The 15,513-nt window shown below is 66.7% G+C and carries 13 protein-coding genes; 4 read left to right on the forward strand and 9 right to left on the reverse strand.

From position 1 onward, the window contains the following. Positions 1–786 carry a DUF305 domain-containing protein gene (locus ABMA10_RS18035; RefSeq protein ID WP_431030770.1) on the forward strand — a complete coding sequence of 262 codons (786 nt, stop codon included), beginning with the start codon at positions 1–3 and terminating at the stop codon, positions 784–786. Between the two features lie 120 nt (positions 787–906). Continuing rightward, a complete protein-coding gene (locus ABMA10_RS18040; protein WP_347869242.1) occupies positions 907–1,116 on the forward strand; it encodes an antitoxin in 210 nt (69 codons plus the stop codon). 122 nt (positions 1,117–1,238) lie between these two features. Here ABMA10_RS18040 and ABMA10_RS18045 read toward each other — a convergent pair whose 3' ends face one another. The 6 genes from ABMA10_RS18045 to ABMA10_RS18070 all read right to left on the reverse strand — a co-directional run bounded on the left by ABMA10_RS18045 (position 1,239) and on the right by ABMA10_RS18070 (position 9,175). Beyond that, on the reverse strand, positions 1,239–1,748 hold the full coding sequence (locus ABMA10_RS18045) for a hypothetical protein (RefSeq protein ID WP_347869241.1): 510 nt from the start codon (positions 1,746–1,748) through the stop codon (positions 1,239–1,241). A 160-nt stretch (positions 1,749–1,908) separates the two neighbouring features. Then, complete coding sequence (locus ABMA10_RS18050) at positions 1,909–2,697, reverse strand: aquaporin (protein WP_347869240.1); 789 nt, start codon at positions 2,695–2,697, stop codon at positions 1,909–1,911. A 137-nt stretch (positions 2,698–2,834) separates the two neighbouring features. After that, entirely contained in the window at positions 2,835–3,488 is a 654-nt protein-coding gene (locus tag ABMA10_RS18055; protein ID WP_347869239.1) for a GntR family transcriptional regulator, read from the reverse strand. Between the two features lie 39 nt (positions 3,489–3,527). Beyond that, complete coding sequence (locus tag ABMA10_RS18060) at positions 3,528–4,949, reverse strand: mechanosensitive ion channel domain-containing protein (RefSeq protein WP_347869238.1); 1,422 nt, start codon at positions 4,947–4,949, stop codon at positions 3,528–3,530. Beyond that, complete coding sequence (locus ABMA10_RS18065; RefSeq protein WP_347869237.1) at positions 4,946–7,135, reverse strand: adenylate/guanylate cyclase domain-containing protein; 2,190 nt, start codon at positions 7,133–7,135, stop codon at positions 4,946–4,948. Before ABMA10_RS18065 ends, ABMA10_RS18060 begins: the two co-directional genes overlap by 4 nt. Positions 7,136–7,291: 156 nt before the next feature. Continuing rightward, complete coding sequence (locus ABMA10_RS18070) at positions 7,292–9,175, reverse strand: ABC transporter ATP-binding protein (protein ID WP_347869379.1); 1,884 nt, start codon at positions 9,173–9,175, stop codon at positions 7,292–7,294. Positions 9,176–9,426: 251 nt separating this feature from the next. On the opposite strand from ABMA10_RS18070, the gene ABMA10_RS18075 reads away from it, so the two are divergent. Continuing rightward, on the forward strand, positions 9,427–10,320 hold the full coding sequence (locus ABMA10_RS18075; protein WP_347869236.1) for a DUF559 domain-containing protein: 894 nt from the start codon (positions 9,427–9,429) through the stop codon (positions 10,318–10,320). 252 nt (positions 10,321–10,572) lie between these two features. Here ABMA10_RS18075 and ABMA10_RS18080 read toward each other — a convergent pair whose 3' ends face one another. The 3 genes from ABMA10_RS18080 to ABMA10_RS18090 form a co-directional block, all read right to left on the reverse strand. Further along, on the reverse strand, positions 10,573–11,547 hold the full coding sequence (locus ABMA10_RS18080) for a carbohydrate ABC transporter permease (RefSeq protein ID WP_347869235.1): 975 nt from the start codon (positions 11,545–11,547) through the stop codon (positions 10,573–10,575). Then, positions 11,544–12,677, reverse strand: coding sequence for a carbohydrate ABC transporter permease (locus tag ABMA10_RS18085; RefSeq protein ID WP_347869234.1), 1,134 nt, complete (start codon positions 12,675–12,677; stop codon positions 11,544–11,546). Before ABMA10_RS18085 ends, ABMA10_RS18080 begins: the two co-directional genes overlap by 4 nt. Positions 12,678–12,806: 129 nt before the next feature. Continuing rightward, positions 12,807–14,117: an ABC transporter substrate-binding protein gene (locus ABMA10_RS18090; RefSeq protein WP_347869233.1), complete on the reverse strand. Its 1,311-nt coding sequence runs from the start codon at positions 14,115–14,117 to the stop codon at positions 12,807–12,809. Positions 14,118–14,412: 295 nt separating this feature from the next. Between ABMA10_RS18090 and ABMA10_RS18095 the strand changes: the two genes are divergently transcribed. Beyond that, positions 14,413–15,462, forward strand: coding sequence for a LacI family DNA-binding transcriptional regulator (locus ABMA10_RS18095; protein ID WP_431030771.1), 1,050 nt, complete (start codon positions 14,413–14,415; stop codon positions 15,460–15,462). Positions 15,463–15,513 lie beyond the last annotated feature (51 nt).

A 15,513-nucleotide genomic window follows, 5' to 3' on the forward strand; every position in this document is an offset into this window, starting at 1 on the left:
ATGACCGCCAACTCCTCGATCGGTGATGCCGGCGTCGATCCCGTCGACGACGACGTCACCGACGAGGAGTTGGCGGCCTTCGACGCCGAGCGTTCCTCGGACGGCTCCAGCCGCACCAGGGTCGTCATCGCGGCCATGGCCGTCGTGGCGATCGTCGTCGCTGCGGTCATCGGCTTCTCCGTCGGCCGATTGAGCACGCTCGACCATCCGACCCCGACGACCGAGAGCGCCGAAGCCGGCTTCTCACGCGACATGCAGGTGCACCACAACCAGGGTGTCGAACTCGCGATGCTCATCCGTGATCGCACCGACAGCGTCGACGTACGCACCCTCGCATACGACATCGCGACAACTCAGGCCCAGCAGTCCGGCCAACTCTACGACTGGCTCGTCCAATGGGGCCTGCCGCAGAACTCCCGCCAGCCCGACATGACCTGGATGACCCTGCCGACACTCGCCGGCGCCACCGGGCACGCACACGGCGGAGGCGACCCCGCGTCCACCGGCTCGCACACCCCCGGCGATCCGATGCCGGGCCTGGCGACGCCCGGCCAGATCGCCTGGCTCACGGCGGCGGACGGCCCCGAGGCGGAACGCGTCTTCCTCACCCTCATGATCGCGCACCATCAGGGTGCCATCGAGATGGCCGAAGCGTTGGAACCGCGCACCACGAACGCCGCAGCGCTGTCCTTCGCGAAGGCCGTCATCGCCAGCCAGGAGGCCGAGATCGACCTCATGACGGGCATGCTCGACGACCGCGGTGGCCCGGTCGCCCTCGCCGACTGATCGGTGCCGATCGCGCCAGGGTGCAATCGGACATTCGCCCAACTGGGTCTAGCGAGAACGGTCGCCGAGGCTCAAGAATGAGCCATATGCCCAAATGGGGCTGATGAAGAGGAGCAGGATATGGCACTCGAAGACATCACCAAGAAGGCTCAGGATTTCCTGAACGACAACAAGGTCAAGGACGCGCTCAAGAGCGAGCAGGCCGAGGACATCAGCGACAAGCTGCTCGGCGGTGTCGCCGACGCCGCCAAGAAGGTCACCGGGGGCAAGTTCGACGAGCAGATCGACGGCGCACGCGACGCCGCCGACAAGGCCGTCGGCACCGAGTAGTCCTGACCCACCGACGAGGGAACGGTCGGTCCAGCGTTCAGCGCTCGATCGGCCGTTCCTCGTGCGCCCTCAGCGGGTCGGACGGCTGACGCAAGGCCCGGACGTCGGAGGCACTGCCCGGATCAGGCTTCGTCGGCCGGTGATTCGCCGGTCGCGGTCCGGAAACGGTCGAGTGCGATCGCGACGAGTTCCGGCGCCGACAGATGGGTGTCGTTCATGAGGTCGGAGAGGACTTCCGACGCCCGGCCGCTGAGGGTGAGCTGCACGTTCGCGGAACGGTCCTCGTCGACACCGCTCAGGCTCCTCCGACGGTCGCCGAGGCTCAGGATCGCCGAGCGCAGGTAGGTTCGGCTGGCGACCGTGTCGATCTCCCACCGCCCCGCCTGACGCGTCGCCGTGACGTTCCCCCGTCGGATGTTCGTCATGAGGGAGGCTCGGCTCACATGCAGCCTGGCAGCGAGCTCAGCAGTACGCACCGGCTTCGGCAGATCATCGATGAAGTCCTGCACGAGTGCTTCGCGCAGGAGTTCCCATGCCACCTCCTGCGGGAGGGGCGCGTCGGATCCGGCACGGTCCGGGTACGGCCGCGCGTCCCCTGCGTTCGCGGGGGCGTCGGGTTCGGTCATCGTCATCGCCCCTCCAAGGATGTGGCGTTCGAACTCCCAGCTTGCTCGGTCGGCGAAGAAATCGCGTCCCCCAATGCGGGTTGCCCGCGTTCGCGGGGTGCGCAGCCTGCTGGGAACGCAGAACACCCCGCCTGCCTGAGCAGACGGGGTGTCGAGCAGCGACGGGTCAGCGGTTCGCGACCGGCCTCGCCGCGGCAGGCCTCGTACCGTCGAACAGCAGCTTGTAGCTGAAGCCGGCGATGAGGGCGCCGATGATCGGGAAAACGATGAAGACCCACACCTGCGCAAGCCAGTCGCCCCCGCCGAAGATCGCGGTCGCGATGGAGCGCGCCGGGTTGATCGAGGCGTTGTCGATCGGGATCGCGATGAGCAGCAGGAGCGTCAGCGTGCCACCGATGGCGATGGGTGCGAAGCCCGCAGCGGCGCGTGTGTGGGTGACCCCGAGGATGACGAACAGGAAGACGGCGGTGATGATGACCTCGACCACGATCGCCGAGACGAGACCGAACCCGCCTGGCGAGAGCTCACCGAAACCGTTGGAGACGAATCCACCGGCGACGGCCGCGTCGAGGAAGCCGTCCGGCCCACCAGCGGCCAGGCCGAAGACCGCGAGCGCCCCGAGGAATGCACCGACCAGCTGGGCGACGATGAACGTCCAGGTCGCGCGCCACGGGAATCGACCGGCAGCCGCGAGTCCGAGCGTCACAGCAGGGTTGAAGTGTCCACCGGAGATGGGGCCGAAGGCGTAGGCGCCGATCGTGACCGTGAGGCCGAGCGCGATCGCGACACCGAGGAAACCGACACCGAGCGGGTTGGACGTCTCGGCCCCGAAGAACGCGGAGAACGTCGCAGTGCCGACGAGCCCGAAGACCAACAGGAAGGTTCCGGCGACTTCGGCGAGGAGCTGCGCCGCAGTCGTCGGTTCGACGGAGGGTGGGACTTCGGGTGAAGACATCTGGACTCATCTCGTTCAGGCGGGAAACAGGGACGCGGTCGTCTGGTGACGACCGCGTCCCGGCCAGACTATTCCCGGGGAATGCGGTGTGAACAGAGCTTCGAGCAGCGTTTCGCCGTGTGTCCGGTCGATCGAGGCTATTCCAGCGGCGTCTGCAGGCGGAAGATGTGCTCGACAGCGAGCTCTGCTCCCACCGCGTCACCCGAGGCGATCGCCTCGCGCAGATGCGGGTACCCGACGCGCAGATCCTCCCAGGCGGTCGTCTCCACGTTCCGCGTGACAGACAGCCGGTACACGAGTGCGCCGATGACGTCCTTCGTCGCGCTCACGAGGATCGGGTTCTGGCAGTGCTTCAGGAGACGGTCGACGAGTCCCCAGACGCTCCGCCCGTGGCCATCGGCATCCTCGGCCTCGACCGTGGCCATCGTGTGCTCGACGAAGGCGATGAGCTCGGCGCGCTGTCCAGGACTGAGCGTCGGCACCGTGACCCTGACCACGCCGCCCACCAGGGCTCCGACGGTCTGCAGCACCGCGGTGCGGTCCTCCGGTCGCGGCTGCGCGACCCGCGTGTAGCGCTGTGGGACCATCTCGACGAGGCCGACGCGCTCGAGTTCGTGCAGCGCCTCGCGGACCGGCGCGCGGGAGACACCGAGCCAGTCCTGCAACTCCTGGTCGATCAACAGCTCACCGGACTGGAGCGTGCCGTCGTAGATCGCGGCCCGGATCCGATCGGCCGTCGTCTGCCGCAGGGGGACTCGAGGCGTCAGCGGCTCACCGTCGGGGATCGGCATGCGTCTCGCTCTCACTCACGTCGCCCGTCGGCGTCCGGGCTATCGGCTGATCGTACCGCGCACGATGCCGGCCTCCGCGAGGGCGGCCTGCGCCTGCTTGTGCTTGTTGTCGATCGACGCACCGATCTCCTGGGCGAGGCGTGGCCGGGTGCGGACGAGCTGATCGATCGTCGCGAGCGGCATCCGCATGACGAGGGTCGTGCCGTCCGCGATCGCAGCAGCCATGGCGACCTCCCGTGTGAGCGCGGTCTGGCCGATGAAGTCTCCCGCATCGAGACGTTGGAAGGTGATGAGTCCGTCCTTCGTCGGGACCGCGAGATGGACACCGCCCCGAATGAGGAACCTCATCTCGTCGGGGATGACGCCGGCCTGCTGCACCGTCTCCCCCGGGCCGTACCGCTCGAGCGTGCACGAGGCGGCGAGCGTGTCGTAGTCGGCCTCCTTCGCGTGCAACGTCGGCGCGATGGAGATGATCGCCTCGCGGAGTCGCTCCGGGGTGGAGATCGGATCGGAGTCGTCGCCGTCGAGCGCGAGTCCGCGTCGCCGGGCTGCGTACCAGAGCCAGGACCGGAAGAGCGCGACGGCCGCGTCGGAACTGGACGGACCGGACACGGGAAGCGTCACCGAATAGGCCGCAGCTCCGAGGTACGAGGCCGACGGCCGCTCTCCCTGTTCGAGCGTCGGCATGCTCTCCGCGACGTCGCGGAGCAGTCGGAGGACGTCGTCGGGCGGATCATCGGTGGAGAACTTCACCTCCACGTCGGCCGTGTAGGCACCGACCGGCTGACTGAGGTTGCGGAACGACGACGTCGCGAGCGCGGCGTTCGGCACGATCTGAATGCCGTTGCCGGTGTCGAGGTGCACGGCTCGCCAGTTCACCTCGACGACCCGGCCCCGCGCACTCCCGGTGTCGAGCCAGTCGCCGAGTTTGAACGGCTGCTCGAAGAGCAGGAGCAGCCCGGAGATCACGCCGCCGACCGCGTTCTGCAGCGCGAGGCCGATGACGATGGACGTGACGCCGAGGGCGGTGATGAGCCCGCCGATGTCGGCGCCCCACACCCAGGAGAACAGGATCGCGAGACCGACGAGGATGAGCGCGAGACGTGCGAGATCGACGAAGATCGACGGGATCCGACTGCGCCAGGTGCCCTCCTCGGCGTTGCTGAACAGGGCGACGTTGAACGCCGACAGGATCAGCAGGATGACGAGGAAGCCGAGCAGCGTCCCGATGATGCGCACCCACGTCGAGTCGTCGGAGCGGGCGGTCGCGAGCACGATGAGTCCGAAGATCGCACCGACGGGGACGACGTAGTTGCGCAGCAGCCTGACCGGCTTGGCGGCGGCGCTCCGGCGCCTGACGAGGGCGCCGAGCAGTTCGGTGAGCACGATGAGTAGGACCGGGATGCCGATCGCGAGCCCGAGCGCCCACGGGAACCACGGTTCCTGCCACACCTCGGTCATGCGTTCGTCCCCGAGGTGACCCGCCACACGGTCTGCTCGCCGTCGCGGGTCTCGATGGTGCCTGCGGATTCGAAGGTCACCGTGTCTTGCATGCGGTCCCGGACCCGCTGACTGACGAAGATGCCTGGCTGGCCCGACACCGTCTGCACCCGGTTGGCGAGGCTCACCGCGTCGCCCCACATGTCGTACGCCATGCTCGTCCGGCCGACGAGACCACTCGTCACGATACCGGCGTCGACTCCCACCCGCAGGGTCAGGCTCGCCTTGTGCTGCGCATTGAAGCGGTCGACGATCGCGCGCATCTCGAGCGCGAAGTCGAGTGTCCGGCGGACGTTGTCGACCCGCGGCACGATCAACCCGCAGCTCGCGAGGTAGCCCTCCCGAAGCGTCCTGACCTGTTCGATGCCGAGCCGCTCGGCGGCTTCGTCGAAGGACCGCACGAGCCCGTTCAGGAGGGACAGCTCGTGCTCGGAGTCGAGTCCTCTGGTGAGGTCGTCGAAGCCGACCAGGTCCGCGAAGATGACCGACACGTCCTGGTGGACCTCGGAGATGGTCTCCTCACCCTCCTTGTACCGCTTGGCGACCGAGGCCGGCATCAGGGTCAGGAGCAGCTTCTCGTTCTCCGCCCGCTGCTCGTCGATCAGCTCCTGCTTCAGCCGGAGGCTCCGGCTCATGTCGTTGAACGCCATACCCAGATCGCCGAACTCATCGCGCCTCGTGTTCGGCACCTCGGTCGAGTAGTCACCGGCCGCGACTCTCCGCACGGCGCCCACCAGTGCCCGCACCGGCCGCGCGAACACCTGCGCGAGCACGAGCGACAGCAGTGAGACGACCACGATGATCGCCAGCACCGAGATGATCAGGTTACGTGTGAAGTCGGTGACGGGGGCGAACGCCTCGGCCGAGTCGATCCGGGCGACGAGCACCCATTGGAGCCCGTCGATCTCGAGCGGCATGTACGCGGTGAGGTTCTCCCCACCCAGATAGCCCGGCCCGATCAAGGTGCCCGTCTCGCCGGCCAACGCTCGTTCCACGGAGGTCGTGCGCGTCGGCTGGATCTCGATCGTGCCGGCGACGTCGACGGCCCGCTGCGCGTCCTGCGGCGGGGTGCCAGCGGCGACCGACTGCTTCAGGTACGCCTCGGGGTCCTCGATCAGCAGCCTCGAGGTCGAGCGCATCAGCTCGTCGGGGCCTGCGAGGTACGTCTCGCCGGTGTCACCGAGGCCATCCGTCTTCCAGTCGCCGTCGCTCGTCATGATCGTGTTGATCTGTTCGATCGGCACCTGCAGCGCCATCACGCCGTCCACGCGGCCACCCTGACCGACTGGTGAGAAGATCCACTGCGTCGGCACGTTCAGCGACGGCTGGTACCGCTCGAAGTCGGTGATGCCGGTGTAGTCCACGGCATTCGAGCGGAGCGCCGCGTTGAACCCGTCTTCCAGCACACCGCCCTTGTATGGACCCGTCAGGACGTTGGTGCCGAGGTCGGGTCCCTTGTAGGCGCTGTAGACCACGTCGCCCTCGTCATCGATCAGCAGTGCGTCCTCGTAGCCGAAGCGGTTGATGATCTCACGGAAGTAGTCGTTGTAGGTCGCGTGCACGGCCGACCAGGTGCTGCCGTCACCGGCATCGTCGACCTGGATCGCCGCGTCGTAGTCGAAGTCTTGAGGGGTGTACACCGACTGCAGGTACGTCTGCGCCGGGGTCTTCGGGATGAAGGCTGCGGGTTCGATCGCGTCGCCGGTGCGCTCCGCGAGGGCGGGAGCGAAGGTGTCCGTGTAGAACGACTCGACCGTTGCCGCGCGTGCGGGATCGACCGGCTGTTCCTCGAGCTCGTGGAAGGCGTTGTGGAAGCCGTTCATCGCGTCGACGACGGTGGTGCCACGGGTGTAGACCACGAGTGAGTCCGCGGTCTGCTGGTAATAGTTCGTGATCTCCCGCGCCCGGGACTCGCGGAGCTCGGTGAGCCGCTCGAACGACGCCTGGCGCAACGATTCGCTCCCGGAGAGATAACCGACGATCCCGGTTACGACGGACGCACCGACGCTGACGAGCAGCAGCATGACCAACAGCTTCGACTGGATGCTGAAGCCGGGGCGACCGATTCGTCCGCGGCCGAGTCCTCGCGACGGGACAGTGGACGACGGTGCAGACGGGATGGGCGGAGCGGTCGGTTCTGCAGTCATCGGCGAATCCCCTATTCGGTGCAGCAACAACCGTCACCCCCGTCGGAGGGGCACGATGGCTGTCACTCTAGCCACACCGTTCACAAGCCCACAATGGTTGGACAATGCGAATTCATGAGACCGAAACCTTGCCTCGGGCTCGGCACGCTCGTCGGATCAGACGGTGACGGCCTGCTGCGCGTAGAGCGTCGCGTACACACCACCGCCCGCGAGCAGCTCCTGGTGGGTGCCGCGTTCGACGATCCGTCCGCCGTCGAGGACGAAGATGACGTCCGCGTGGACGACCGTCGAGAGTCGGTGGGCGATGGAGACGGTCGTCCGGCCGCGGGTCGCGTCGTCGAGCGCCACCTGCACGACCCGTTCCGAGATGGTGTCGAGCGCGCTCGTCGCTTCGTCGAGGATCAGCACCTCGGGGTCCTTCAGGAGAACCCGGGCGATGGCGATGCGCTGCTTCTCGCCACCCGACAATCGGTAGCCCCGCTCGCCGACGATCGTGTCGTACCCGTCTTCGAACCGCATCACGGAGTCGTGGATGTTGGCTGCGCGGCAGGCCGCCTCCAGTTCCTCGAGCGTCGCGTCGGGCTTCGCGTACCGGAGGTTCTCCGCGATCGTCGCGTGGAACAGGTAGGTCTCCTGACTGACGATGCCGATGCGGGAGACGAGCGAGGCCTGCGTGACGTCCCGGACGTCGGCTCCTGCAACCGTGACCCGGCCGCCCGACACCTCTTGGAATCGCGGGATGAGGTACGAGATCGTCGTCTTGCCGGCCCCTGACGGGCCGACGAACGCCGCGAACTGGCCCGGTTCGATGGTGAAGGAGACACCGTCCAGGGTCGGCGTCGAGTCGGCCGGGGCATCGGCGTAGCGGAACGTGACGTCGTCGAAGCGGATCTCGGGTGTGGCGGGCGGCAGCGGCATGGCGCCCGGCCGGTCGGCGATGGCGGGCTTCAGGTCGAGGTACTCGAAGATGCGGGCGAACAGTGCGCCGGAGGTCTGCAGGTCGAGTGCGACACGCATGACGCCCATGAGTGGGAAGAGGAGTCGGGCCTGAATGGTCGTGAACGCGACGATCGACCCGGCCGTCACGTCGACCGCACCGCCGGTGATCAGGTACCCGGCGACGAGGTAGACGATCGCTGGGATCGAGGACAGGAAGATGTTCACCATCGCGAAGAACCACTGACCGCTCATCGCCTGGCTGACCTGCAGGCGGATCTGGGTCCGGTTCTCGGCGCTGTAGCGCTCGACCTCGGTCTCCTGTCGGTTGAAGCTCTTGGCGAGCAGGACACCGGAGACGCTCAGCGCCTCCTGCGTGATCGCGGTCATCTCCGACAACGACTCCTGCGTCTTCGTCGCGATGCGTGCGCGGACCTGACCGACGCGGCGCTGGGCGATCACGAGGATCGGCATGAGGATGAGCGCGACGATCGTCAGCTGCCAGTTGAGGATGAGCATCGCGACGAGTGCGGAGATGACGGTGACGGTGTTGCCGAGCACGCTCGACACCGTGTTGGTCAGCACGTTGGCGACACCGCCGACGTCGTTCTGCAGCCGCGACTGGATGATGCCCGTCTTCGTCTTCGTGAAGAAGCTCAGTTCCATCGCCTGCAGCTGCGAGAACAGCTTGATGCGCAGTGCACCCATGACGCTGTTGCCGACGGTCGCCGTGAGGTAGGTCTGCCACACGCCGAGCAATGCAGCGATGACGAACAGTGCGACCATGGCGCCGACGATCTCGGCGAGTGCGAGGAGGTTCGGGGCTCCGCCGTCGGTCGGGAACAGCCCGACGTCGAACGCCTGCTTCACGAGCAGCGGCGGGATGACGGCGAGGGCCGCACCGGCGACGACGAGCACCATCGTGAGGATGATCTTCGCTTTGAACGGGACGAACAGCGCGACGATGCGTTTGCCGAGATCGGGGATCTTGGGGGCTTCAGCGTTGAGTGCCTTCTGCGCGTCGGCGTCGCCGCCGCTGACCCGTCCGCCACCTCGGGGTCCGCCCCCGCCGCCGGTTGCCCCGCCCCGCGGACCTGGATGCATGCTCATTCCGCCACCCTATCCCCGCCCACCGTCCTCCCCGTCCTCCGCCCCCGTCGTCCAACCCATTGACCTTTCTCAGGACGGGGTCGGCGCGTCCGTCCCATTGCAGGAGCCAGCGACTCGACACGCCGGGAGCATCCTGCAAGAGGTCGAATTGAGATGGGTCCTCCACAGCGACGAGGCGCGGTGGAGGTGTCCACAGGTCGGCGTCCGGCTCCGCGCCTCCGACCGAATGCGCCGAGGATCGGAGGATGACCGGTCACACGCTCGCGCTCCGCCCCGCACACGGCATCGCGACGGTCCACCAGTTGCGGATGCGGGGCTACTCCAAGCATGCGCTTCGACACGCCGTCGAAGTCGGCACGCTCATCCGCGTGAAGCGCGCCTGGTATGCCGAACCGACCGCACCACCACCCATCGTCGAAGCGGTGCGCGTCGGTGGCCGGCTGAGCTGTGTGTCGGCGGCGGCCTGGTTCGGATGGGCGACCCCGACGTCGTCCCGGCTGCATGTCGCCGTGCCGCCGAACGCCGGCCGGCTCCGTGCTCGCGACGACCGGCGCGACCACCCGCCAGCGCAGGACCGAGACGACACCATCCTGCATTGGGATGATGTGGTCGTCATTCCCGGACGCGGCGACCTCACGCCGCTCCTCATCGCGAGCCGGCAGGTGGTCGTCGCGCATGTCGTCGGGTGCCAGCCTCCCGAGGTCGTAGGTGCGGTGCTCGATTCATTCATGCGTCGGGAGCCGACGATGAGCGCAAGCCTCACCGATTGGCTGGCGTCCTTGCCGGTCGAACGGACACGCGCGCTGCCCCGATTGGAACCAGGGTGTGAGAGCTTCCTCGAGAGCATCGGCCGGATCAGATTGGAGCAGGCCGGTATCAGCGGCGTGCATCAGGTCGAGGTCCCGGGCGTCGGCAGAGTCGACGAGATCATCGACGATTGGCTGGTCGTCGAGTGGGACGGACGGGAGTTCCATGACACTGCGGACGCGCATGAACAGGATCGATGGCGTGACGCCATGCTGGCGATCCGTGGGTACCGGGTGCTGCGATTCACCTATCGGATGGTAATGAACGACTGGTACGCAGTCCTCGGCGCTGTCCGTGCCGCGCTGGAACTCGGTCCTCCGACCGTTCGCTAACCACCCGAGCCGACCTGCTCCTTCCCCGCCCTCCTGCGCTTCCACCCATTCCCTCCACCCATTGACCTGTCTCAGGACACCGGCGGCGTGTCGATCCGTTCTCAGGAGCCAGTGGCCCGACACACCGAGGCCATCCTGAGAAAGATCAACACAGAACCGGGGGGTTGCGCAGGCCCGGACGCAGGACTGCCCGGGAGCATGTGCTCCCGGGCAGTCCTGCACCGACGACGCTGTCGATCGACCGGCCGCGCGTCAGCCCTTCGTCGAACCGGCCAGCAGGCCGCGGACGAAGTAGCGCTGCAGGGCGAAGAACACCACGAGCGGCACGAGGATCGAGACGAACGCACCGGCGGTCAGCAGGTGCCACTCGTTGCCGCGGGTACCCGTGATCTCGGCCAGCAGCTTCGTGATCGGCGCGACCTCACCGTCCGCGAAGATGAGGGCGACCAGCAGGTCGTTCCACACCCACAGGAACTGGAAGATCGCGAACGACGCGATAGCCGGCATCGTCAGCGGAAGCACGATCCGGAAGAAGATCTGCCCGTGACCGGCACCGTCGACGCGGGCGGCCTCGATGACCTCCGCAGGGATCTCCGCGACGAAGTTGTGCAGCAGGAAGATCGCGAGCGGCAACGCGAACATCGTGTGGGCGATCCACACCTGCGCGAACGTCCCGCTCGCGTCCAGGCCCTCGCCGACCTGGAGTCCGAAGACGTTCAGCCCACGGGAGAACGTCGACAGCAACGGCACGAGCGCCATCTGGATCGGCACGACCTGCAGCGCGAACACCATGATGAACAGGAAGTTCTTGCCACGGAAGTCGATCCACGCGAAGGCGTACGCGGCGAGGCTCGCGACCACCAACGGGATCAGGGTCGCCGGGATGGCGATCGCGATCGAGTTGATCCACGAACCCGCGAGGTTCAGCGTCGAGTTACCCGCCTGCAGCACCTGCACGTAGTTGTCGATGGTGACCTGGAAGTCGGAGAAGAGCGTCCACCAACCGGTGGTCTTCACCTGCTGCTCGGGTCGGAACGACGAGACGAACAGCCCGAAGGTCGGCACTGTCCACAGCACCGCGATGATCACCGCGGCGATCGTCGCCCCGCGGCTGGTGAGCCGCTTCTTCGTGCGCTTGCTTGCGGCTTCGATGCCGCGTTCGCCCTTCTCCAGTTGCTGCTTGGTCGCATCGTCGAGCGGTAGCTCGATCGGGGTCACGGCACTCATCGTATCTCCCTCTGCTTCTTGATCTGCCGGGCGTTGTAGATGACGATCGGCAGCACGAGGATGAACAGGATCACGGCGAACGCCGCGCTCCGGCCGTTCTCGAAGTTCTTGAACTGGGTGTACATCTCGTTCGCGATGACCGAGGTGCCGTTGTTGCCGGCGGTCATGGTGCGGACGATGTCGAAGACCTTAAGCGAGGCGATCGAGATGGTGGTCACGACGACGACGAGCGAGGAACGGATCCCGGGGACGATGACGTTCGTGAACCGCTGCCACCCGTTGGTGCCGTCGAGCTCGGCGGCTTCGATCTGCTCGGTGGGCACACCCTTGATGGCCGCGGACAATACGACCATCGCGAAACCGGTCTGGACCCAGATGAGCACCACGATCAGGAACAGGGTGTTCCACGGCTCGTTCTGCAACCACTGCACCGGGGTGCCGCCGAACCACACGACGATCTGGTTGAGCAGACCGATCTGCGTGGCGCCCGCCTCACGGTAGGCGTAGATGAAGCGCCAGATGATGGACGCACCGACGAAGGAGATCGCCATCGGCATGAACACGAGGATCTTGAAGTACTTCTCGCCACGGGACTTGTCGATGAACACCGCGTAGGCGAGTCCGAATGCCGTCGACAGTGTCGGCACGAGGAGCACCCAGATGATGGTGTTGACGATGGTGCGGATGGCGCTCGGCTGGGTGAACAGCCACACGAAGTTGTTCAGACCGACGAAGTTCTTGCCCGACGCGGACATGAACGCGGCGATCGTCGTGTTGATCGTCGGCAGGATGAGGCCGATGAGCAGCAGCAGGAAGGCCGGCGCGAGGAAGCCGACGAGCTGCACGAGGTAGCCGACACCCTTCTTCGAGCGATAGTCGAGGAGGAAGAGGACGCCACCGAGGACGGCGGCGACGGCGGCGGCCCACAGGAACGAGCCGAAGAAGAGGACGACCACGACGGGCACCACGACGCAGAAGGCGAGGCGGATGACCGTGTAGACGGTGCCCTTGCGTGGAGCGATGTCCACGAAGAACAGCAGCAGTGCCACCACGAGCCCGAAGGCGATGACGACGATCGGAATCTGGGCGAGCGGCGGGAGTGCGCCCAACCAGTTGAGGAAACCAGACATAGCTAGCCTTTCGAGTACGACAGTGGACCCTGGGTGACGGGTGACCGGCGACACGACCGAGGCGGAAGCGCCGGGGTGGTTGTCCACTCCCGGCGCTCCCGCGCTCGGTTCAGTCGGTGCGGTTCACGATCACTCTTCGGACGGCCAACCGGCTTCGATGTCCTTGAGGACCTGGTCGGTCTCGTCGCCGTTGATCCAGTTGACCACGCCCTTCCAGAAGGTTCCGGCGCCGACGGCACCGGGCATCAGGTCGGAGGCGTCGAAGCGGAACGTGGTGTTCTTGTCCTGCAGGATCTCGATCGCCTGGCTGAGGATCGGCGTGGAGGCGTTCGCCGGGTCGAGGCCGTTGTTGGCGGAGATGACGCCGCCCAGCTTGACTCGGTTGTTCGCCCACTCGGGGCTCGACAGGTACTCCTGGACCTTGACGGTGCTCTCGTCGTCGCTGAACGCGCCGACGATCTCGCCACCGCCGGTGACCGCGGTGTCGCCCTCGGTGATGCCGGGGGTCACGAAGGCCCACACGTCACCATCGGGTGCGACGGTCGCGCCGGCGTCCTCGAGGAAGCCGGAGAAGAACGAGGCCTGGTGGTGCAGTGCGCAGGCACCCGAGGCGAGCGCCGGAGCGGCATCGCCGAACTCGGTCGAGTTGATCGAGGTCACGTCACCGAAGCTGGCGTTGACGTATTCCGGGTTCTTGAGGATCTCGCCGACCGAGTCGAACGCTTCAGCGATCTTCGGGTCGGTGAACTTCACCTTGTTGGCCACCCAGTCGTCGTAGACGTCAGGGCCCTGCTGGCGCAGGACGAGGTCTTCGACCCAGTCGGTGCCGGGCCAGCCGGACGCGTCGCCGGAGCCGAAGCCGGCGCACCAGGGAGCTGCGCCCGTCTTCTCCTGGATGGTCTTGGTCACGGCGAGCAGTTCGTCCCAGGTCTTGGGAACCTCGACACCCCACTCGGCGAACTTCTTCGGCTGGTACCAGACGAAGCCCTTGACGCTCGCCATGAGCGGTGCGCCGTAGACGGTGTCGTTGACGGTGCCGTAGGCCGCCCAGTCCTTGGACCAGTACTTCTCGATGTTCGCCTTGACGGCGTCCGGTGCCGGCTTCAGGTAGTCGCGCTTGGCGAGGTCGGCCAGGAGGCCGGGCTGCGGGAAGATCGCGAGGTCGGGCGGGTTGCCGCCCTGGGCGCGGATACCGATCTGCGACTCGAACTCCTTGGAGGACTCGTACTTGATCGTGATGCCGCTTTCCTTCTCGAAGTCGGCCCAGCTCTGCTCGAGCAGCTCCGCCTCGGTGTCGGCGATCGTGCCGTAGATGGTGACGGTTTTGTCGTCGTCGCCACCGCCACTGCCCGAACCGCCTGAACAGGCGGTGAGCGCGACGCCCGCGACGGCAAGGACGGCCAACGGCAGGGCCGTCCGGCGGGTCCGAATGAAACTCATCTGTGTCCTCCTCATTGAGTGCTGCAGGTGGACGCCCGTCAGGGTTGGGCGTTCCGTGATGCTCTGGTGCGGAACCGGACCATGATGCGGAACCGTTTCCATGCGTCAAAGTACTTCACCCGGGCGAAGGATGCAAGCCTGAGAACATAACGAAATAGACAGTGAGAGCGCTCCCACGAGATTTCCGCCAAGCGCGGCGGAATCGTGTTCCAGCCGTGACGTGTCTCTCACAGGTTTTGGTTCCAGGTCCGTTCCAGATTCGCTATGGTGGTGCTACCCAACGGAGGGAGACACCATGAGCGGCGCAATCAGCGATGTCGCAGCCCTCGCGGGCGTCTCCAAAGCGACCGCGTCACGCGCCCTGACGGGTCGGGGTTACGTGTCCGCCGAGACGCGCGAACGGGTGGTCCAGGTCGCGACCACGATCGGCTACGTGGCCTCCCCCATCGCGTCGAGCCTCTCGACGGGACGGACGCTCGCCATCGGGGTCATCACGTCGTTCCTCAACCGCTGGTACTTCGGCGAAGTGCTCGAGGGTGCCGAGAGCGCACTTCGCGCACGTGGCTACGACCTGACGCTCTACCATCTGCCGCCGGACTCCTCCGAGCGGAGCCGCATCTTCGACTCCTACCTCGCGAACAAGCGGTTCGACGGCATGATCTCGATCGGCATCGAGGCATCGCAGGACGAGATCGCCCGATTGGTCACGAGTCCGCGGCCGCTCGTCGCGATCGGTGGCAACATCCGCGGCGCACACGCGATCAACATCGACGACCAGGCACTCGGACGCGAGGCGACCGAGCACCTCATCACGCTCGGCCACACGCGGATCGCCCATATCACGGGGCATGACGCCGAGCTCCAGACCGACACCGTCCACGGCAGACGGCTCGCCGGCTATCTGGCCGCCATGGAGGAAGCCGGACTCACCTCGTCGCTGCATGTGCTGCCTGCCGTGCACTCGCTCCCCGGGGGCTATGAGGCGGCAGCGCAGTTGCTCCGCGACGCCCGGATCAGGCCGACCGCGGTCTTCGCATCGACGGACGAGGTCGCGATCGGCATCATCATCGCCGCGAGACGCCTCGGTATCACGGTGCCCGCCGAGCTGTCGGTGATCGGCATCGACGGCCATTCCTATGCGGAGATGTTCGCCCTCACGACCTTCGAGCAGCAGCCGCGTGCCCAGGGCGCCAGAGCCGTCGAGATCCTGCTCGAACAGCTCGAGGACACCCCTCGCAGCCACGGAACCCTGACCGACGACTCGCGACGCGAGCTCGCCGAGGTGCAGTGGCCGACGCGTCTCGTCATCCGTCAGACGACGACCCGCCCCGACCCCATCGAATGAGCGGTGCTGCCGGCGTGGTGCGCTGGACCGAGCGCGGGTCATTGGCGCGAG

This window comes from Plantibacter sp. RU18, from assembly GCF_050613355.1.
GTDB lineage: Bacteria > Actinomycetota > Actinomycetes > Actinomycetales > Microbacteriaceae > Plantibacter.